Source organism: Mycolicibacterium arenosum, from assembly GCF_024320865.1.
Lineage (GTDB): Bacteria > Actinomycetota > Actinomycetes > Mycobacteriales > Mycobacteriaceae > Mycobacterium > Mycobacterium arenosum.
Map to the genome: position 1 here is coordinate 81,691 of NZ_JANDBD010000019.1, position 20,201 is coordinate 101,891.

At 68.3% G+C, this 20,201-nt stretch carries 19 protein-coding genes; 10 read left to right on the top strand and 9 right to left on the bottom strand.

From position 1 onward, the window contains the following. Nucleotides 1-178 precede the first annotated feature (178 nt). On the top strand, nt 179-1,084 hold the full coding sequence (locus NM203_RS31825) for a sigma-70 family RNA polymerase sigma factor (protein ID WP_255064955.1): 906 nt from the start codon (nt 179-181) through the stop codon (nt 1,082-1,084). Here the strand turns inward: NM203_RS31825 and NM203_RS31830 are convergent. Then, nucleotides 1,056-1,664 carry a carboxymuconolactone decarboxylase family protein gene (locus NM203_RS31830; protein WP_255064956.1) on the bottom strand — a complete coding sequence of 203 codons (609 nt, stop codon included), beginning with the start codon at nt 1,662-1,664 and terminating at the stop codon, nt 1,056-1,058. The two genes, NM203_RS31825 and NM203_RS31830, sit on opposite strands and share 29 nt — an antisense overlap. Nucleotides 1,665-1,744: 80 nt before the next feature. Between NM203_RS31830 and NM203_RS31835 the strand changes: the two genes are divergently transcribed. After that, nucleotides 1,745-2,875 (top strand): AI-2E family transporter, encoded by a 1,131-nt coding sequence (locus NM203_RS31835; protein WP_255065011.1) that lies wholly within the window; start codon nt 1,745-1,747, stop codon nt 2,873-2,875. On the opposite strand, the gene NM203_RS31840 is transcribed toward NM203_RS31835, so the two are convergent. The 5 genes from NM203_RS31840 to sdhC form a co-directional block, all read right to left on the bottom strand. Then, nucleotides 2,845-3,258: an STAS domain-containing protein gene (locus NM203_RS31840; protein WP_255064957.1), complete on the bottom strand. Its 414-nt coding sequence runs from the start codon at nt 3,256-3,258 to the stop codon at nt 2,845-2,847. The genes NM203_RS31835 and NM203_RS31840 overlap by 31 nt on opposite strands. Before the next feature lie 201 nt (nt 3,259-3,459). After that, nucleotides 3,460-4,245, bottom strand: a complete 786-nt coding sequence (locus tag NM203_RS31845) for a succinate dehydrogenase iron-sulfur subunit (protein WP_255064958.1) — start codon at nt 4,243-4,245, stop codon at nt 3,460-3,462. Nucleotides 4,246-4,247: 2 nt separating this feature from the next. Beyond that, a complete protein-coding gene (gene sdhA, locus NM203_RS31850) occupies nt 4,248-6,002 on the bottom strand; it encodes a succinate dehydrogenase flavoprotein subunit (protein WP_255064959.1) in 1,755 nt (584 codons plus the stop codon). A 17-nt stretch (nt 6,003-6,019) separates the two neighbouring features. Then, entirely contained in the window at nt 6,020-6,496 is a 477-nt protein-coding gene (locus NM203_RS31855; RefSeq protein WP_255064961.1) for a succinate dehydrogenase hydrophobic membrane anchor subunit, read from the bottom strand. Next, entirely contained in the window at nt 6,493-6,921 is a 429-nt protein-coding gene (gene sdhC, locus NM203_RS31860) for a succinate dehydrogenase, cytochrome b556 subunit (protein WP_255064962.1), read from the bottom strand. The genes NM203_RS31855 and sdhC overlap by 4 nt, the downstream gene beginning before the upstream one ends. Nucleotides 6,922-7,153: 232 nt before the next feature. Between sdhC and NM203_RS31865 the strand changes: the two genes are divergently transcribed. From NM203_RS31865 to NM203_RS31875, 3 genes are read left to right on the top strand one after another with little or no spacing between them, the layout of a single operon-like run. Beyond that, entirely contained in the window at nt 7,154-7,561 is a 408-nt protein-coding gene (locus NM203_RS31865) for a cytidine deaminase (protein WP_255064963.1), read from the top strand. Next, the gene (locus NM203_RS31870; RefSeq protein ID WP_255064965.1) at nt 7,558-8,856 is read left to right on the top strand and encodes a thymidine phosphorylase; all 1,299 of its coding nucleotides are present in this window, start codon (nt 7,558-7,560) and stop codon (nt 8,854-8,856) included. The genes NM203_RS31865 and NM203_RS31870 overlap by 4 nt, the downstream gene beginning before the upstream one ends. Next, nucleotides 8,853-9,941 (top strand): adenosine deaminase, encoded by a 1,089-nt coding sequence (locus NM203_RS31875; RefSeq protein ID WP_255064970.1) that lies wholly within the window; start codon nt 8,853-8,855, stop codon nt 9,939-9,941. The genes NM203_RS31870 and NM203_RS31875 overlap by 4 nt, the downstream gene beginning before the upstream one ends. Here the strand turns inward: NM203_RS31875 and NM203_RS31880 are convergent. Both NM203_RS31880 and satS read right to left on the bottom strand, forming a co-directional pair. Further along, nucleotides 9,920-10,735: an alpha/beta fold hydrolase gene (locus NM203_RS31880; protein ID WP_255064971.1), complete on the bottom strand. Its 816-nt coding sequence runs from the start codon at nt 10,733-10,735 to the stop codon at nt 9,920-9,922. The two genes, NM203_RS31875 and NM203_RS31880, sit on opposite strands and share 22 nt — an antisense overlap. A gap of 54 nt (nt 10,736-10,789) precedes the next feature. Further along, nucleotides 10,790-12,043, bottom strand: a complete 1,254-nt coding sequence (gene satS, locus NM203_RS31885) for a protein export chaperone SatS (protein ID WP_255064973.1) — start codon at nt 12,041-12,043, stop codon at nt 10,790-10,792. 117 nt (nt 12,044-12,160) lie between these two features. On the opposite strand from satS, the gene NM203_RS31890 reads away from it, so the two are divergent. From NM203_RS31890 to NM203_RS31910, 5 genes are all read left to right on the top strand, one after another. Continuing rightward, nucleotides 12,161-13,519, top strand: coding sequence for an FNR domain-containing protein (locus NM203_RS31890; RefSeq protein WP_255064978.1), 1,359 nt, complete (start codon nt 12,161-12,163; stop codon nt 13,517-13,519). A 57-nt stretch (nt 13,520-13,576) separates the two neighbouring features. Next, complete coding sequence (locus NM203_RS31895) at nt 13,577-14,968, top strand: serine/threonine-protein kinase (protein WP_408633445.1); 1,392 nt, start codon at nt 13,577-13,579, stop codon at nt 14,966-14,968. Next, nucleotides 14,962-16,092 (top strand): BTAD domain-containing putative transcriptional regulator, encoded by a 1,131-nt coding sequence (locus NM203_RS31900; protein WP_255064987.1) that lies wholly within the window; start codon nt 14,962-14,964, stop codon nt 16,090-16,092. The genes NM203_RS31895 and NM203_RS31900 overlap by 7 nt, the downstream gene beginning before the upstream one ends. Before the next feature lie 42 nt (nt 16,093-16,134). After that, nucleotides 16,135-16,497: a YidH family protein gene (locus tag NM203_RS31905; RefSeq protein ID WP_255064989.1), complete on the top strand. Its 363-nt coding sequence runs from the start codon at nt 16,135-16,137 to the stop codon at nt 16,495-16,497. Nucleotides 16,498-16,762: 265 nt separating this feature from the next. Next, the gene (locus NM203_RS31910) at nt 16,763-17,560 is read left to right on the top strand and encodes a CHAP domain-containing protein (RefSeq protein WP_255064991.1); all 798 of its coding nucleotides are present in this window, start codon (nt 16,763-16,765) and stop codon (nt 17,558-17,560) included. A gap of 49 nt (nt 17,561-17,609) precedes the next feature. On the opposite strand, the gene NM203_RS33570 is transcribed toward NM203_RS31910, so the two are convergent. Next, the coding region (locus NM203_RS33570) for a beta-propeller fold lactonase family protein (RefSeq protein WP_408633446.1) at nt 17,610-20,201 on the bottom strand (2,592 nt) is incomplete at its 5' end.

Genomic DNA, 20,201 nt, shown 5'->3' on the forward strand with positions numbered 1-20,201 from the left:
GCGGTTTGCAGCTACTTCGAGCGCCGGTTCGCGATCGTCCTCGACCTCCCGGCCGCCGGTTGTTTCGGACGTGGCTCCGACGGGCCGATGTGCGGCGCACGGCTACCCCTCGACATCGGTGGTGACTGCGGCGGCGAGGGCCAGGACGAGGCTTATGCGACGGGATTAGGCTGGTGGCGTGACCGCCTCAGTCGACGAATTCGAGGGCCTGCGTACACATCTGCTCGCGGTCGCCTACCGGCTGACGGGAACGTTCGCCGACGCCGAGGACGCCGTCCAGGACGCGTGGCTGCGGTGGGATGAACTGGGTTCGGGACGCGATGCGATCGCTGACAGCAGGGCGTGGCTCACCACCGTCGTCAGCCGAATCGGGTTGGACCGCTTGAAATCCGCTGCGCGTCGCCGTGAGATGTACGTCGGCGAGTGGCTGCCCGAACCGGTGGTGACGCCGCTCGACGGTTCCGATCCGCTGGCTGCAGTCGTCGCCGACGAGGACGCCCGTTTCGCCGCCATGGTCGTGTTGGAGAGGTTGACCCCCGACCAGCGGGTCGCATTCGTCCTGCACGACGGATTCGCGGTGCCGTTCAGCGACATCGCCGACGTGCTCGGTGTTTCCGCGCCGACCGCTCGTCAGTTGGCATCGCGCGCCAGGAAGGCGGTGGCCGATGCCGCGCCGCCCGCACGGGACGCGTCCCACGACGAGGTGGTCGGAAAACTGATGGCGGCCATGGCGTCCGGTGATCTGAGCACCGTCGTCAGCCTGCTGCACCCCGACATCACGTTCACCGGAGACTCGAACCGGATGGCGCCGACCGCCGCCCGCGTCATCCACGGGTCGGAGAAGGTGGCCCGCTTCATCATGGGTCTCGTCGCGCGGTACGGCCCCAAGATGTTCGAGGCCGGCCGGCCGGCGCTCGTCAACGGCGATCTCGGGATCTACAACGAGCGTGCGGACACCGACGGTCACTGGGCAGAGTTGCACCCGCACATTCAGGCGATCACCGTGCGTGACGGGCTGGTGACCGCGATCTGGGATATCGCGAACCCGGAGAAGTTCAGCGCGTCTCCGCTTGCGGCTCGGTGAAGGTCGACTCCGCCCACGGGACCCGGCACGCGTCGCCCGAGCTGAAGCCCTGCTCGGTGATGCCGAGCGCGGTGTTCATTCGGGCGCGCATGTTCTCCACCCCGACCTGGTAGGTCAGTTCCATCACCCCGGCGTCGCCGAAGCGCTGACGGAGATCGTCGACCTGCTCGTCGGTGACGGTGTGCGGATCGACGGTCATCGCGTCGGCGTAGGCGATCGCAGCGCGCTCGTCGGCGGTGAACAACGGCGAGGTCGCGTAGTCGTCGATCTGCTTGAGCCGCTCGACGTCCAGGCCGTCCAGCCTGATCAGCATGGCGCCGAAGTCGACACACCACGAGCACCCGACGGTCCGCGCGGTCCAGTAGACGGCCAGCTCACGCACGTTGGACGGCAGCGTCTTCGACGCCCGCTCCAGCATGCCCTCGTGCACCGCGCCCGCGACCATCAGCTTCGGATTGTGGGCGTAGATCGCGAAGGGTTCGGGCACCTCGCCGAACCGCCGCTTGGCGTAACGCCACATCAGCCGGGTGGTCAGGGAGGCCTTCTTGGGGGAGAGCGGGGGGATTCGCGTTTCGGTCATACCACTAGGACGACGCAGCCTCGCGAGGTGTGACATTCCGAAATCACGGTGGATCGCTCGCGCGCGGGTACATCGGGGGTGTGCACGAGGAAACGACGTCGATCCCCACCCGCGGGTCGATCTACACGGCCCACCTTCGATCGAGTTCGGCGGTGGCGATCCAGTTCATCGCCGTGGCCGCCGCGCTCTGGGTGCTGGCGTGGGCGGTGGGTGAGGCGTGGGTGATCATCCTGCCGGTGGTGCTGGCGTTGATCGCGTGCACCGTTCTGTGGCCTCCCGTGCGCTGGTTGCGGGGCAAGGGCCTGGCCCCGGCGGCGGCGGTCGCAGTCGTGCTACTCGTCGCGGCGGGTGTCGTCGCCGGTGTCATCGCCCTGGTGGCGCCCGCGATCGCGGAGCAGTCCACCCAGCTCGCCCAGCAGGCGTCGGCAGGCGTCGTTCAGGTGCGGGACTGGCTGGGCGGCCCGCCGCTGAACATCAGTGAGACGCAACTGAATTCAGCGGTCACCGCTATCAACGACCGGCTGAACTCCAGCAGCACTCAGATCGCGTCCGGTGTCTTCACCGGCGTGGGTGCGGCGACGTCGGCCCTGGTCACCGTGTTCACCGCCCTCGTCGTGACCTTCTTCCTGCTGAAGGACGGGCCGCGCTTCGTCCCCTGGCTGCGTCGCGTCGTGGGACGGCCCGCCGCCCCGCACGCCGCCGAGCTCCTCTCTCGCGTCTGGGCCACGCTCGGAGGCTTCATCCGGACGCAGGCGCTGGTCAGCCTGGTCGATGCGGTGCTCATCGGGATCGGGCTGGTTATCCTCGGGGTGCCGCTGGCCTACGCCCTGGCGATCATCACGTTCATCGGCGGGTTCGTACCGATCGTCGGAGCGTTCGTCGCCGGAGGCCTCGCGGTGCTGGTCGCGCTGGTCGCGAACGGCCCGGTGAACGCACTCATCGTGCTGGGGCTCATCCTCGCGGTACAGCAGCTCGAGGGCAACGTCCTACAGCCGTGGCTGCAATCGAAGTCGATGAACCTACACGCGGTGATCGTCCTGCTGGCCGTCACGTTCGGCGCGTCGACCTTCGGTGTCATCGGCGCGTTCCTCGCGGTGCCGGTGGCGGCCGCCGTGGCGGTCGCCCTTCGGTACTACGGCGAGCAGGTGGCGAAACGGCAGCTCGGCGGTGCTGTGCCGGCTCAGCGCCGCGCCGCGGCGACCGACGAGTAGACGTCCAGATAGGCGTCGAGCCCGAGGACCTCCAGCGGCCTGCCGGTGACCGGGCCGCGAGCCACCACCCGCATCTCGGTGGTGTGCCCCTCGGTCAGGCGCTGAACGTCGACGAGCAGGTTGATGCCCGCCGCGGCGAGGAACTCCACCCCGGTCAGATCGACGATGAGCAGGGACGCACCGGACCCGAGCGCGAGTTCGAGGTCGACGGCGAGTCGGGGAGCGGTGATCGTGTCGATCACCCCGGCCACGTGCAGGGTGAGAGCGTCCGAATCGAGTTGTCGCCGGACGACGAGTTGTTCGCTGGCGCGGGGGAGCCGCGGCTCGGGCCAGTGCGGGCCGGCGCGGACGGAGTCGAACTCGGAGCGGTCATGGCCGTCCATGGGTGGGACCTCGTGGTCGATCGCACGGTTGACGTGCGTGTCCCGCTCTACGGTGTACCGGCGGGCGCACGCGCGCGGCCGGGTGAACGCGGGATGTTTCGGGCGCGACTCGTGGTTGAACGCGCACTCCTTACTGGAGTGAACATCGTCGATCGGCGTCGCGGTGTTACCCGACGAGGCCCCCTACACGTCCGGTTCCGGTCAGCGGGCGAACATCAGCGCGCGCTTGACCTCTTGAATCGCCTTGGTGACCTGGATGCCGCGGGGACAGGCCTCGGTGCAGTTGAACGTGGTGCGGCAGCGCCACACCCCGTCCTTCTCGTTGAGGATGTCGAGCCTTTCGGCGGCGCCCTCGTCCCGGCTGTCGAAGATGAACCGGTGCGCGTTGACGATCGCAGCGGGCCCGAAGTACGAGCCCTCGTTCCAGAACACCGGGCAGCTGGTGGTGCAGCAGGCGCACAGGATGCACTTGGTGGTGTCGTCGTAGCGGGCGCGGTCGGTCTGGCTCTGGATCCGCTCCTTGGTCGGCGGGTTGCCCGACGTGATGAGGAACGGCTTCACGGCGCGGAAGGCGTCGAAGAAGGGCTCCATGTCGACGACGAGGTCCTTCTCGACGGGCAGCCCGCGAATCGGTTCGATCGTGATCGTCAGCTGCTTGCCCGGCTTCTTCGGCAGCATGTCGCGCATCAGCACCTTGCACGCCAACCGGTTGACGCCGTTGATCCGCATGGCGTCCGAGCCGCACACACCGTGCGCGCAGGACCGGCGGAACGTCAGCGTGCCGTCGAGGTACCACTTCACGTAGTGCAGGAGGTTCAGCAGCCGGTCGCTCGGCAGGCACGGGACCTGGAAGCTCTGGAATCCGGCGTCGTCGGGAGCCTCGGGGTTGAACCGCGCGATCTTCATCGTGACCATCACCGCGCCGTCCGGTACGGGAGGCAGTTCGGGATCGCCGGTCTCGGGCTTGGGAAGAGTCGGTGCGCTCATGGTCAGTACTTCCGTTCCATCGGCTCGTACCGCGTCTGGACGACGGGCTTGTAGTCCAGCCGGATCTCGCTCAGGAGGTCCGTACCCTCCTTGTACGCCATCGTGTGCCGCATGTAGTTGGTGTCGTCGCGGTTCGGGTAGTCCTCGCGGGCGTGCCCGCCGCGCGACTCCTTGCGGTTCAGCGCGCCGGCCACCGTGACCTCGGCGAGCTCCAACAGGAAGCCCAGCTCGATGGCCTCGAGAAGGTCGCTGTTGTAGCGCTTGCCCTTGTCGTGCACCGTGATTCGCGCGTAGCGCTCCTTCAGGGCGTGGATGTCGGTCAGGGCCTGCTTCAGCGTCTCCTCGGTGCGGAACACCGCGGCGTTGTTGTCCATCGACTGCTGCAGCGCACCGCGGATGTCGGCGACCCGCTCGTTGCCGTGGTCGGACAGGATATCGCCGACCCAGCCGGTCACCATCGCCGCCGGAGCCTCCGGCATGTCGACGAAGTCGTGGCCGTTGGCGTAGTTCGCCGCGGCGATGCCGGCGCGGCGACCGAACACGTTGATGTCCAGCAGCGAGTTGGTGCCGAGGCGGTTGGCGCCGTGCACCGACACGCACGCGCACTCGCCGGCCGCGTACAGGCCGGGAATCACGTTGGTGTTGTCACGCAGCACCTGACCCTGGATGGTCGTCGGGATACCACCCATCACGTAGTGGCACGTCGGGTACACCGGCACCAGTTCGGTGACCGGGTCGACGCCCAGATAGGTGCGGGCGAACTCGGTGATGTCGGGCAGCTTGGCCTCGAGCACGTCGGCACCGAGGTGGCGCACGTCGATGTAGACGTAGTCCTTGTTCGGCCCGGCGCCGCGGCCCTCGAGAACCTCGAGAACCATGGAGCGGGCGACGATGTCACGCGGCGCGAGGTCGACGATCGTCGGCGCGTAGCGCTCCATGAAGCGTTCGCCGTCGGCGTTGAGCAGACGGCCGCCCTCGCCGCGGACGGCCTCGGAGATCAGAATGCCCAAGCCTGCAAGGCCCGTCGGGTGGAACTGGTGGAACTCCATGTCCTCCAACGGAAGTCCCTTGCGGAACACGATGCCGAGGCCGTCGCCGGTCAGCGTGTGGGCATTCGACGTCGTCTTGTACATGCGACCCGAGCCGCCCGTCGCGAAGACGATCGCCTTGGCGTGGAAGACGTGCACATCGCCGCTGGCGAGTTCGTAGGCGACGACACCGGTCGCGACCGGGCCACCCGGCGTCTCGGTCAGCACCAGGTCCAGCGCGTAGAACTCGTTGAAGAACTCGACGTCGTGCTTGACGCAGTTCTGGTACAGCGTCTGCAGGATCATGTGGCCCGTGCGGTCGGCGGCGTAGCACGCGCGGCGCACCGGCGCCTTGCCGTGATCGCGGGTGTGTCCGCCGAACCGGCGCTGGTCGATGCGGCCCTCGGGAGTGCGGTTGAACGGCATCCCCATCTTCTCGAGGTCGAGGACGGCGTCGATCGCCTCCTTGCACATGACCTCGACGGCGTCCTGGTCGGCGAGGTAATCGCCGCCCTTGACGGTGTCGAACGTGTGCCACTCCCAGTTGTCCTCTTCGACGTTCGCGAGCGCGGCGCACATGCCGCCCTGGGCCGCGCCGGTGTGGCTGCGCGTCGGGTAGAGCTTCGTCAGCACCGCGGTGCGGGCCCGCGGTCCCGCCTCGACGGCTGCGCGCATCCCCGCGCCGCCGGCACCCACGATGACGACGTCGTAGCGGTGTTCAATAATCATTCGAGCCCACTGTCCTTCTACGAGATGTTCGCGTCGAACGTCAGCAGCACGTAGGTGCCGAGCACCAGGGTGAACAGAACCGACAGTGCCAGCAGGGTATTCAGCCAGAACTTCGTCGAGTCCTTGCGGGCGTAGTCTGCGATGATCGTGCGCATGCCGTTGCCGCCGTGCAGCTGAGCGAGCCACAGTAGCAACAGGTCCCAGGTCTGCCAGAACGGCGACGCCCAGCGCTCTGCGACGTAGTTGAAGTCGATGCGGTACACCCCGTCCTCCCAGAACAACATGATGAAGAGGTGCCCGAGCGCGAGGAAGACGAGGACCAGACCCGAGAAGCGCATGAACAGCCAGGCGTACTTCTCGAAGTTCGGCATCGCCGAGGCGCGCCGCGGCGAGCGCGGGTTGTCCAGTCCCGCAGGACGGTCGAAGCTGCGCTGCATCACGGGCGCCGGGCCACCGCGCTCGCTTATGTGGTCGTAGGGGTTCTCGCGACTCATAGGAAACGCTCCGCCATGTGCATGCCGATCACGCCCACTGAGACGGCGATCAGCGAGATCCAGATCCCGAGCACGATCCACAACATCAGTCGCTGGTACTTCGGTCCGTGCTGCCAGAAGTCGATCAGGATCACCCGAATGCCGTTGAGCGCGTGGTACAGCACGGCCACCACGAGGCCGAGTTCCATCAGCCCGATCAGCGGCGTCTTGTAGGTCTCGATGATCTCGTTGTAGGCCTGCGGGCTGACCCGGACCAGTGCCGTGTCGAGCACGTGCACGAAGAGGAAGAAGAAGATCGTCGCACCGGTGATGCGATGCAGTACCCACGACCACATGCCCGGGTCGCCGCGATACAGCGTGCGACGCCTGCGCGGTGACGATCGCGGAGCCGGGATATCCGAATCAGCCGCGGTAGCTGTACTCACGTCGAATCCTCCAACGCCTACGGTGGATGCTCGGGCTCGGAATCGCCCCGAAAGAGGCCGAAAATCCTGCCCGATACCTGGTGGCGACTCTAATCCCACACCCGGTGATTAACGAACTACCGTTGAGGCGTCACCGCACGGTAATGGCCGAGTCTGGCGTTACCTTCCTCACGTACGCTGCGCCGGGAGGGGAGCTTCGGAATGCATTCAGAATTCACTGGGGAGGGCTGAGATGGCACCCGAAATCGACTGGAAAGTGTTGCGCGACAGCGCGATCGACGTCTCGCGACGCGCCTACGCGCCGTACTCCGACTACCCCGTCGGAGCGGCCGCGCTGGTGGACGACGGCAGGGTGATCGTGGGCTGCAATGTGGAGAATGTCTCATATGGCCTGGGTCTCTGCGCCGAGTGTGCTGTTGCCTGCGCCCTAGTCTCCAGCGGTGGCGGACGACTGGTCGCCCTGGCGTGTGTCGACGGATCCGGCAACCCGCTGATGCCCTGCGGGCGGTGCCGTCAGGTGCTGTTCGAGCACGGCGGTCCCGAGATGCTGATCGATCACCCGGCGGGTCCCCGGCCCCTGTACGAACTGCTGCCCGACGCCTTCGGGCCCGACGACCTGGCGCGCGGGGCGACGCCGTGACCCCGGCGTTCGACGCCCCCACCGTCATCCGCACCAAGCGCGACGGCGGGGTGCTGTCCGACGACGCCATCGACTGGGTGATCGACGGCTACACCCACGGGCGGGTGCACGACGCGCAGATGTCGGCCCTGCTGATGGCGATCTTCCTGCGCGGCATGACCGGAGCCGAGATCTCCCGGTGGACGTCGGCCATGATCGCGTCGGGTGCGCGGTTCGATTTCGGCGATCTGCGGCGCGACGGTAAGCCCCTGCGGTTGGTGGACAAGCACTCCACGGGTGGGGTAGGGGACAAGATCACCATCCCGCTGGTGCCCGTCGTGATGGCCTGTGGCGGAGCGGTTCCTCAGGCGGCGGGCCGGGGCCTCGGCCACACCGGGGGCACGCTGGACAAGCTCGAGAGCATCGCCGGGTTCACCGCCGAACTGTCCGGTGACCGCATCCGCGGACAGCTTCAGGACATCGGCGCCGCGATCTTCGCGGCGGGCGATCTGGCTCCCGCCGACCGCAAGATCTACGCGCTGCGCGATGTCACCGGTACCACCGAGTCGCTGCCCCTGATCGCCAGCTCGGTCATGAGCAAGAAGCTCGCGGAGGGTGCCGACGCGCTCGTCCTCGACACCAAGGTGGGACGGGGTGCGTTCCTCAAGACGCTGCCCGAGTCGTACGAGCTGGCGCGCACGATGGTCGCCCTCGGCGAGGCGCACGGGGTGGCGACGCGCGCGCTGCTCACCGACATGAACGTGCCGCTGGGGCTGGCGATCGGCAATGCGGTCGAGGTCGCGGAGTCGATCGACGTGCTGGCCGGCGGAGGCCCGGAGGACGTCGTCGAACTGACCCTGGCGCTGGCCCGCGAGATGCTCGACGCCGCCGGGATCGACGGGCGCGATCCCGCCGACACCCTGGCCGACGGCTCGGCAATGGACTGCTTCCGCGCGCTCGTCGCGGCCCAGGGCGGCGACCTGTCGCAACCGCTGCCCGAGGGTGCCCATTCCGAGACCGTGGTGGCCCCACGCGGTGGCACGATGGGAGACATCGACGCGATGGCGGTGGGACTGGCGGTGTGGCGGCTTGGTGCGGGCCGTTCCGCACCCGGTGCGCAGGTGCAGTTCGGCGCCGGCCTCCGCATGCACCGCAGGCCCGGCGATCCCGTCGCTGCGGGCGACACCCTGTTCACGCTCTACACCGACACCCCGGAGCGGTTCGGTCCCGCGCTGGCCGAACTCGACGGCGGCTGGTCCGTCGGCGATGACGCCCCGGAGATCCATCCGCTCATCATCGACAGGATCGAGTCATGACGACACCGCTGACACTCGACGGCATCCGGCAGGCTCCCAAGGCGCTGCTGCACGACCACCTCGACGGCGGCCTGCGGCCTGCGACGGTCCTCGCCCTGGCCGACGAGTTCGGGTACGACGACCTGCCCGCCCACGACGTCGACGAGCTCGCGACCTGGTTTCGCACCCGAGCACACAGCGGGTCGCTGGTTCGATACCTGGAGCCGTTCGCGCACACCGTCGGCGTGATGCAGACGCCCGAGGCGCTGCACCGGGTGGCCTACGAGTGCGTCGAGGACCTGGCCGCCGACGCGGTCGTCTACGCGGAGGTCCGGTTCGCTCCCGAGTTGCACATCGAACGCGGGCTGACGCTGGATCAGGTCACCGACGCCGTGCTGGCCGGGTTCGCCGACGGGGAGAAGGCGGCGGCTGCGGACGGCAAGCCGATCGTGGTGCGCTGCCTGGTCACGGCGATGCGCCACGCGGCGCGGTCTCGGGAGATCGCCGAACTGGCCATCCGATTCCGGGACAAGGGCGTCGTCGGGTTCGACATCGCGGGCGCCGAGGCCGGCTACCCGCCGTCGCGGCATCTCGACGCGTTCGAGTACATGCGGAACAACAACGCGCGGTTCACCATTCACGCCGGTGAGGCGTTCGGGTTGCCGTCGATCCACGAGGCCATCGCGTTCTGCGGCGCTGACCGGCTGGGTCACGGCGTGCGGATCGTCGACGACATCGAGCGGATGCCCGACGGCGAAGTCCGGCTCGGTCGGCTCGCATCGCTGTTGCGGGACAAGCGGATTCCGTTCGAGATGTGCCCGTCGTCGAACGTGCAGACCGGTGCTGCCCCCAGTATCGAGGGCCATCCGTTCGACCTGTTGGCGCGGCTGCGCTTCCGCGTCACGGTGAACACCGACAACCGGCTCATGAGCGACACCACGATGAGCGAGGAGATGCTGCACCTCGTCAACGCGTTCGACTACGGCTGGAGTGATCTGCAGCGCTTCACCATCAACGCGATGAAATCGTCGTTCATCCCGTTCGACGAGCGGCTGTCGATCATCGACGAGGTCATCAAGCCGCGCTACGCGGTGTTGATCGGCTGAGCCAGCACCTCGCGCAACCTGTCGGCGAACGCGCCCGGCGCCTCCATGAATCCCCCGTGGCCGCCGGGGAACATCGCCAATTGAGCGCCGAGCAACGACGACGCAGCGCGTGACGTCGCCGCGGTCAGCAGGCGCGCGGACGTCTCGCCCAAGCCGATCACCACCCGGGTCGTCGACTCCCGCAGCGACTCGGCGTCAGGCACGTAGCGCGTCGTGGATGGCAGGTCGTGGTCGAAGAACCGCGCCGATTCGGCGAGCTGACGCGCCATCTCCGATGCGGTCGGCTCGGGGCCGGGCGGCGGGCCGTCGCCGGGCTCGAATCCCGCGTTGACCATGAAGGCGCCCCACGCGGGACCCGGTCCGTCGCGGTGGAACGTCGCAATGATGGAGTCCGTCGCTGCACGCTGTGCCACGGCGTCGGGCAGCAGCTCCAGGAGCGGTGGTTCGTGGGCGATCAGCATGCCTACCCGGCCGGGATGATTCGTGACGAGCGCCAAGCCGGTGACGGCGCCCCCGCTGGAGCCGAACACGTCGGCGGTTTCGGCACCCAGCTCGTCGAGAATCGCGACCACGTCGTCGGCGCGGATGTCGGGGGTCGACGGGCTGTCCGGATCGTCCAGCCCGCTGGCGCCGTAACCACGCGGATCGAGCGTGACGACGGTGCGGTCAGTGGCCATGGCGTGTGCGATCGCGGTGAATTCGGCGGCGGCCATCGGCGAGCCGACGATGACGAGCAGCGGGCCCGCCCCGCGGACCTCGTAGTGGAGCCGCGCCCCTGGGACGTTGAGATTCATGCCCAGTAGACCGCCGGACTACCCGAAACTCATCATTCCTGCCTCGCAGATCCTCTATTCCTGCCTGAAGCGCGACTCCACGAACGCCTCGAGCTTGTCCCACTGCTCGACGGCCTTGGCGTAGGGCGCCGGCGGCTTGGTCACCTTCTCCGGCGACAGCGCGTGGGCCACGAAGCGCCCCAGCGGCTCGTCTACCTCGAGAGCCTCCTCGACCGAGGTGTCCTCGGCGTACTCACTGACGTCGCGCAGCAGTTCGACGGCGAGCTCGAGCTGGTCGCGGTCGACGGCGTCGGGACCGTCGGCCAGGTCGTCCGACAGCCCGCTGAGCACGTAGACGTTCTCGTCGGCGACCCTGATCTGCAGCGAGCCGTCCGTCGCGGCGGTGCGGATGTCCTCGAACGTGCTGAAGCCCGACAGGTCGCTCTCGTGCTCGTCGGCGAGGTAGCGGGCCAGCGCGCGCTCGGAGGTGAACACGTTGATGCGGCCGTTGCGGCCGAGGAAGCGGGGCTCGTCGTTGAAGTAGCACCGCAGCGTGTAGTACGTGCCGGAGCTCGTCATCACCCTGATCGGGTCGATGCCGACCTGCACCCAGAAGTCCTCGTCGCTGCCCAGCACCTGGTCCTCGGCCTCAGCCGCCAGTGCGTCGTGCTCCTCGTCGGTGTCGACGACGTCGTCGATCACCAACTCCTCGTCCTCGTCCGGCTCGGGGGCGTCGGCGTCGAGCTCCTCCTGGGCCTTCTTCGACGCGGCCTCGTCGACGTCCGGAACGGTGACGAGCTCGTCGATCGCGTCGATGATGGCGTCCCAGTTGCGTCCGACGGCCGCTTCGATGTCCGCCCACCGCTTGCGGCCGGCACGCCCGGCGAACGCCTCGACGCCGCCGCCCAACGACCCGAGCACCGGGTTGCCGTTGAAGAACTTCGCGACGGAGACGAGGTCGCAGACCGACCCGATGGCCTGCACCACGGTCAGCGCGCCGAGCAGCTTGGCGACGGACTCCTCGGTGGGCTTGTCGGCCACCAGCTCCGGCACGCCGATGAGATCGTGCTGCCGGTCCTCGGGGGCGTCGAGCCTGTGCGCGTTGGCCTCGGTCAACGCCGACCAGGCGGGGTGATCGGTCAGGTCGTTCTCGGTGCTCGTCCGCACGTACGCGACCAGATCGGCCGTGGACTCGAAGGCGTACAGGTCGTCGCCCTCACCGAGAAAGCCCTGCCACTCGTCCGCGGCATCCCGCCACAGCGAAGCCCAGAGCGTGTAGAGATCACCCTTCGTCAGTCCGAGCCGGACCGGCACGATGTCTGCAGCCATGGCGCACAGCCTAACGATGCTGGCTGCGCGGCCTGACGGGTCTCCGCCTCAGCGCCGGTCGCGGGTCCCGAGCGTCGTTTGAGAAACGTTTGAGTCCGCCCCCGGATTCTCGTCGCCATGACCGCTCTCGTTCCGGCCGCGCCCTACATCGGCGGACGGCATCGCACGCACGGCGCCGGTGATCGCGGGGTGGCGCCGAGCCTGCCGATGCACCGGCGGGTCCTCAAGCACCCGCGCGCGATGCAGTACAACCGGCTCATCGTGCTGGCGCTGGTGGTCAACGTCGGCTGGTTGGGGTACGGCGCGGCAGCGGGTTGGTGGACGTCGTCGGGCACTGACCTGAGGGCGGTCGCGCTCACGGCGCAGGCGAATCTCGCTGCCGCAGTGGTCTTTCGGCAGCAGTACGTTCTCAACGCGTTGGCCTGGCTGGTGACTCGACCGCCGACGTCCTGGCCGCTGCGAATCCGCTGGGCGCTCGGGAAGTACTACCACGTCGGCGGACTGCACGTCGGCACCGCCGTCGCCGGGACGCTCTGGTATCTGGTGCTCGTCGCCTCGATGGTTCGCGACGCGCTCGCGGGCGTCGGCCAGGCGTCGCACGTCCACCTGATCCTCGGGGCCACCATCGCCACGACGTTCACGGTCATGGTCGTGATGGCGCTACCCCGGCTGCGTGCCGCCCAGCACGATCGCTTCGAGATGACGCACCGGTTCTGCGGGTGGGCGGCGCTGCTCCTCGTCTGGCTCAACACCGTGCTGTTCACCGGCGCGGGGTCGGTCGTCCCGTCGCCGTCCTTCTGGTTGGCCGTCGTGAGTGCGGCGCTGGCGCTCTGGCCGTGGCTGCTGCTGCGCCGCGTCCCGATCACCGTGGAACGGCCGTCGTCGCACGCGGCGCTGGTGCGTCTGCACGGCGCCGCGGTCCCCGCCGTCGGCACGACCCGCCCGATCAGCCGTCGACCCGTCATGGGGTGGCACCACTTCGCCAACGTGCCCGCCGCGGCCGGGGACGCGGGATACCGCATGCTCGTCTCCCGTGCCGGCGACTGGACGTCGGACTTCATCGACTCGCCGCCCGAGCACGTGTGGGTGCGCGGGATCCCCGCCGTCGGCGTGGCCAATGTGCGCAAGCTGTTCACGAAGGTCGTCATCGTGGCGACCGGCAGCGGCGTCGGGCCCGTGCTCGGCCACCTGCTCGACGACTCCGTTCCGGCTCGGCTGGTCTGGGTGACCAGGAACCCGCGGGACACCTACGGTGACGCCTTCGTCGACGAGATCCTCGCCGCCCAGCCCGACGCGACGATCTGGGACACCGGCACGCTCGGCACACCGGACGTGCCGGCCCTGGCGTACGCCGCGTACCTGGACTCGGGCGCCGAGGCCGTCATCTGCGTCTCCAATCGCGCGGTGACCTGGCGGGTCGTGCACGGACTCGAGCGGTGCGGCGTTCCGGCCTTCGGGCCGATCTGGGATTCGTGAGCATCGTGAGCGGATTAAACGTGTGCACGCCCTGGCGGAGTGGGACACACTGCCTGTGTGCCCGACGGGAGCGAGGGTTTCGAGGTGGGGTCGCGCGTCGGGTCGACGTTCGGCAAGTACACCGTCATCAGCCTGCTCGGGAAGGGCGGGATGGGTGAGGTGTACGAGGCCCACGACAACGACAAGAACCGCACCGTCGCGTTGAAGATCCTGGCCGACCGCTTCTCGACCGACCCGACGTTCCGCGCGCGGTTTCAGCGCGAGTCCCATGCGGCGGCGATCCTGCAGGAACCGCACGTGATTCCGATCCACGACTGGGGCGAGATCGACGGCCGGCTGTACATCGACATGAGGCTGGTGCGGGGGCGGACGCTCGACCAGCTGATCGCCGAGGGCCCGCTGACACCGGAGCGGGCGGTGGCCGTCATCGCCCAGATCGGCGCGGCCCTCGATGCGGCGCACGCCGAGGGGCTGATGCACCGGGACATCAAGCCGCACAACATCATCGTCACCGACGCCGACTTCGCCTATCTGGTCGACTTCGGGATCGCCGAGACGCGGGGCGACACCCGGCTGACGACCGACGGGACGCCCGTCGGCACCGTGCACTACATGGCGCCCGAACGGTTCACCTCGCAGGGCGCCACGCCCGCGGTCGACGTGTACGCGCTGGCGTGCGTGCTCTACGAGGCGCTGACGGGGGACAGTCCGTTCGCTCTCGACAGCCTGCAGAACGTCGTCGGGGCGCACCTGGCGTCGCCGCCGCCGCGTCCGAGTGCGGCGAACCCGCGGGTGCCGGTGGCGTTCGACGCCGTCATCGCCAGGGGCATGGCCAAGGACCCCGACGACCGGTACGGCACCGCCGGTGGTCTCGTCCGGGCGGCGCAACGGGCGGTCGACGGCGCGGGCGGCAGTGGAGCGACGGGGGGAGTGGATCGGTCGACGCTGGCGTTGCCGGCCGACGTCGCACTGTCCGCGCCGGACGCACCCTCCGATGTGGTCCCTCAGCGGCGGAACCGGTTGGCGCCGACGGTGATCGCCGTTGCGGCGGCACTGCTGCTCGGCGCCGTCGGCGTGGTGATCGGTCTGCAGGTCCGCCAGTCGGGGTCCGACGCGACGGTACCGCCGACGACGACCGCCGACACGTCCCCCTCCACCGCGGACGCGATGTTCCGGGGCTACGTGCTGCAGCAACCCGCCGTCGAGGTGCGCACCGATCCGAAGCTAACGGCGCCGGTGACCGGCCGCCTACCGTATCAATCCGAAGTCTTCATCGTGTGCGTGATGATCGGCGACATCGTGGAGGGCCCCGGTGCCGACGGCGGGCCGACGATCTTGACGCCGGTGTGGGACAAGGTCCGAACCGCCAGGGACGGCGCCGATCTCGGGTTCGTTCCGGACGTGTGGGTGGATACGGGAACGGCGGAGCCGCAAGCGGATCCATGCTGAGCCGGGTGGGCTTCGGAGTGCTGGGTCCGTTGCAGATGACGGTCGACGGCGCACCGGTCCCGCTGGGGTCGAGGAAGCAGCGCGCAGTGCTCGCCGTGCTGCTGCTCAACCGCAACCGCGTGGTGAGCAGTGATGCGATCATCGACGCGACGTGGGGTGAGCGAGCCCGGCGGGAGGCGCGGGCCAGTCTGCACACCTACGTGGCCGCGTTGCGCCGACTGCTCAACGACGCTGGTGTCGACGGCCGCAGTCTGCTGGCCGCCGCACCGCCGGGCTATCGGCTGGGGGTTCCCGACGCCGATTGCGACGCTGGACGATTCGCCGTTGGGCAGGCTGCCGGCATCCGCGCGGCCGCCGCGGGCAGGTTCGACGAGGCCAGCAGGCATTTGGCGTCCGCCCTGGCGGAGTGGCGCGGCCGGGCGTTGGAGGATCTCGGCGATCTCGACTTCGCCGAGTCCTTCGCCGCCGCGCTCGGCGAGGAGCGGGTCGATGCGCAGATTGCGTGGGCGGAAGCCGAAATCGCCTGCGGGCGCGGAAATTCCGTCATCGGAGAGCTTGAGCGTCTCACGGTCGAGCATCCCTACCGCGAGCCGCTGTGGGCGCAGCTGATCATCGCCTATCACGTTGCGGAACGGCAGTCCGATGCCCTCGGTGCCTACCGTCGGCTGCGGACCGCACTCGACGGCGACCTCGGCATCGAGCCGGGGCCGACACTGCGAGCGCTGCATGAGAGCGTGCTGCGCCAGGAGGTACTCGACGTCCGACGGTCGGCGTTGACCGTCGCGTCGGCGCGCGCCGACACCCTCGACGGCCGGACGGCCTCCGGCCGGCTCGGCGCGGCGCGGCTGCGGGCACGGTCCGGCGAGGTGCACGCTCTGGTCGGGGCGGCCACCCGCATCGGCAGGCTCACGGACAACGACGTGGTGCTCGACGACGTCGACATCAGTCGCCACCACGCCGTCGTCAGCGACACGGGTGCGATGTTCGTCGTCACCGATCTGCGCTCGGCCAACGGGGTGTACGTGCAGGATCGCCGGATTCGGGGGAGTGCGGCGCTCGCCAACGGCGACCGGATCCGGATCGGGCCCCACGAGTTCGTCTTCGAGTGGGAGCCGGGAGGCTGATTACGAAGCGTTCGTCATCCGCGTCGGCGTAGGCTCGGCCGCTTGGACGCCAACACCCGCCTCGCCGCCCAACGCACCCGCCTGGCTCAGGAACGGACGATGATGGCGTGGGTCCGCACCGCGACCTCGTTGATCGCGTTCGGCTTCACGGTGTATCAGCTCTTCCGCTTCCTCGAGGAGTCGGAGCGGTTGAGCGAGCCGTGGGTGAGCCCTCAGATGATCGGCGTGGTCTCGATCGTGATCGGGCTGACGGCGCTGGTGTTGGCCTGGCTGCAGCACCGCCAGGCGCTGAAGACCCTGCGGGCCGAGTTCGGGCCCATGCCGTACTCGGTGGCAGGAGTCGTGGCGGTGTTGATCGCGGGCTTCGGCGTCATCGCGCTGCTCGGCGTGACGCTGAGGCTCTAACGGCACTGCCGTCGTCCCGGCCGAAAGTCCATTTATTGTCACGCGGCGGAATGTGTAGCGAAAGCGGCTGAATTCGCTCGAGGCGCATTCAGGCATGCAGGTGAATACGAAATTGACACCCGTGTCATTGCCGGTCGCCGCAGCGCATCGCGCTGTACTCGGCGGAAGTCGGGGCTGTGATCTATTCGTTATTTGCTGTGCGGTGGTCCCGATTCTGCTATACCGATCATTGTGGGTCGGGGAAAGGCCACACGCGGGAGGACTCGTGTCGTTCCATTTCGGAGGACCTCATCGCCTTCGCGCTTTCGTCGTCATCACAGCCGTCACCGCCCTGGGCACGCCGCTCGTCGGTGAGGTGCCCACGGCGTCAGCCGACACCAGCGCGACCGTCGAAGTCGAGACCCAGCGGATGTCCGACGCCAGCCCGACTGCGCGCCAGGACGGCAGCTATCAACCAGGCGACCAACTGACGCTCGTCTGCTCCAAGCGCGGCGCGGGTACCGCCGGGCTGTTCAGCGCCGCCGTCGCGGGCCAGGGGAACGACCTCTGGTATCAGACGTCGGACGGCCACTTCGTGTCCGACGCCGACATCGAAACCGGCACGCTCAAAGTCGCCGCCCCGGAATGCAGCGCGGCGCCGTCGAGCGCGACGAGCCAGCCGGCCACCGTCGTGGATGCGAGCCGCACGACGGGCCGGACCCAGGGATCGAATCCGGGAGCGCCCGGCCAGTGCACCTGGGGGGCCGCGCAGAAGTGGTTCGAGGCCAGCGGGTCGTATCCGGCCATGCTCGGTAACGCGCTGTCATGGGGCGATTCGGCGGCGGCCGCGGGCTGGACGGTCGTCACCGACGCCCGCGAGCGGTCGATCGTGGTGTTCCAACCCGGTGTCGCCGGCGCGGGTCCCATCGGGCACGTCGGGTGGGTGGACTCGGTGTCACAGCGCCCCGATGGCCGATGGATACACATCACCGAAATGAACAACGTGTCCCTCGGCGGCCCCGGCGTGTTCAACGGTCGCGACGTCAAGGAAGTCCCCGGAATGTCGTACGTCCTGCTGCCCTGATCTCACGCGGTCGGATGCCGCAAACCCCGAAACCTCTGCGCCCGTGGGATCAGTCGAGGTTCACCACCGACAGCGTATTGCCGAATTCGTTCGCCACGAAGACGTGAGTGCCGTCCGTGCTGACCGCTACCGCGGCCGGACGCGATCCGACGGGGATGACTCGGATAACGGCGTTGGTGGCGGTGTCGATCACGGACATCGTGTTGTCGCCGGCATTGGTGACGTACAGCAGACTGCCGTCTGGACTGACCGCGATTCCGTCAGGGGAGGTTCCGACGGAGATGGTGTCGGTGACGGTGTTGGTGGCGGAGTCGACCACGGACACCGTGTCGCCCGAGTTGTTGGCGACGTAGAGCAGGCTGCCGTCATGGCTGACCGCTAAGGCGGCCGGGGAGGATCCGACGTGAATGATGTCGGCGATCGTGTTGGTGGTGGTGTCGATCACCGACACCGTGTTGTCACCGTAGCTGGTGACGTACACGTGTGTGCCGCTGTGGCTGACTGCTATTCCATCCGGGGATCCGACGGGGACGACGGCGATGACCTCGCGGGTGATGGTGTCGATTACCGACACCGTTTCACTGAGGCTATTCGCGTACGGGCTGAAGCTATTCGCGACGTACACGCGTGTGCCGTCGGGGCTGACGGCCAATTCGACGGGACGTGTTCCGACGGGGATGGTGTTGGTGACGGTGTTGGTGGCGGTGCGGATCACCGACACCGATCCGCCGTTTCTGTTGGCGACGTAGAGCCATTGGCCGTCGGCGCTCGCCGCTACCGCATTGGGAGCCCCTCCGACGACGATGGTGTTGGTGACCGTCTTGGAGGCGATGTCGATGACTGAGACCGTGTTGTCGTCGTCGTTGGCGACGTAGACGTCTGTGCTGTTGGGGCTGACTGCCACCGAGACCGGGCCGGACCCCACCGGGATGGGAGCGCCCGCGATGGTGTTGGTGGTGGTGTCGAACACGGTCACCGCGCCGTTGGTGTCGATCACGTAGAGAAGGTCGCCGTTCGGGGCTACTGCCAGTTGGCGCGGAGAGACTGGACCCGACCAGGGCCTGATGGTGTCTTTGACGGTGTTGGTGGCGGTGTCGATCACCGACACCGATCTGCTGGCGAAATTGGCGACGTAGACCCGGGTGCCGTCGGGGGTAATCGCCAGAGCGCCCGGAAGGCTTTCGACGATGATGGTGTGGGTGACGGTGTTGGTTGCGGTGTTGATCACCGACACCGAGTCGCTGGTTCTGTTGGCGACGTAGAGCCGGTGGCCGTCGGGGCTGATCGCCACCGCGACGGGCCGTGCGACGGCGATGTCGGTGACGGTCTGTGTGGCGGTGTCGATCACCGACACCGTATTGCTGTCGGAGTTCGCGACGTATAAGTGCTTGCCGTCGGGGCTGACCGCCACCGCGAGAGGACCGGATCCCACGCCGATGGTGTGGGTGACGGCGTTGGTGGCGGTGTCAATGACCGAGACCGAGGCGCTGCCCTGGTTGGCGACGTAGACCTGCGTGCCGTCCGGGCTGACGGCCACCGAGGTGGGTAACGATCCGACGGCGATGGTGTGGGTGACGGTGTTGGTGGCGGTGTCGATGACCGACACCGACGCGCTGTCCTGGTTGGCGACGTAGACCTGCGTGCCGTTCGAATTGACCGTCGCCGCGATGGGAGACGATCCGACGAGGATGGTGTGGGTGACGGTGTTCGTCGCCCTGTCGAATACCGACACCCCGTCGGCGCCGGCGATGTAGATCTGTGTGCCGCCGGGACTGATCGTCAGAGCAGCCGGCGAGTACCCGGCGGTCACGCTGCCGGAGAAGATGAACGCGGCTGCCCTGACCGGAACGGTCACGGTTTCCGTGGCGGTCCTCAAGCCGTCGGAGGCGCTCACCGTGAAGGTGTCGGTGGCGGTCGCGGTGGCGGCGAGCCTGGCGGCGTTCGTCGGAGCGTAGGTGAATGCCCCAGTCGTCGAGCTGAAGATCAAGCGCCCCTGCGTGGGCGGACGGGTGATGGTGTAGGTCACCGCTCGGGGACCCGGGGTGGCGAACATCGCCGCGCCAGTGACGGTGCCGTCCGCATCGGGTGTTCCGACGGTGGCGGTGAACGTGTCCGGGACGACGCGGACGCTAACGGTAGCGGTGGATCCGCCGTTGACCGTGTACGTGAAGGCGTCCGTGCCGTTGAAGTCGGGATCGGGGGTGTAGCGGACCGCGGATCCGTTGGCGGTGACGAGCGCGGCTCCGCGGGCGGGGTCACTTACGCTTTGCACCCTCTTCGGGCCGGCGTCGGTGTCGGTGTCGTTGGAGAGCACGTCGATGATGGCGCCGGTGCTGTCCTCGGCGACCGTCGCGGCGTCGTTCACGGCGGTCGGTGGGAGGTTGTCGACAACCGTCATGGTGACGGTGGCGGTGTTGGAGGCGGGGATGTCGGGGCTGGCTGCGGCGAGGGTGTAGGTGAAGGTGTCGGTGCCGCGGTAGCCGGTGTCGGGTCGGTAGGTCAGGGTGCCGTCGGCGCCTTGGGTGATCCTGCCGTGGGTGGGTGCGGTGATGACGGTGATGGCGCCGAGGTCGAAGTTGGTGCCGGGGTAGCGGGTGTCGTTGGCGCTCAACGCCGGTGACAGCACGGTGGGGGTGTTCAT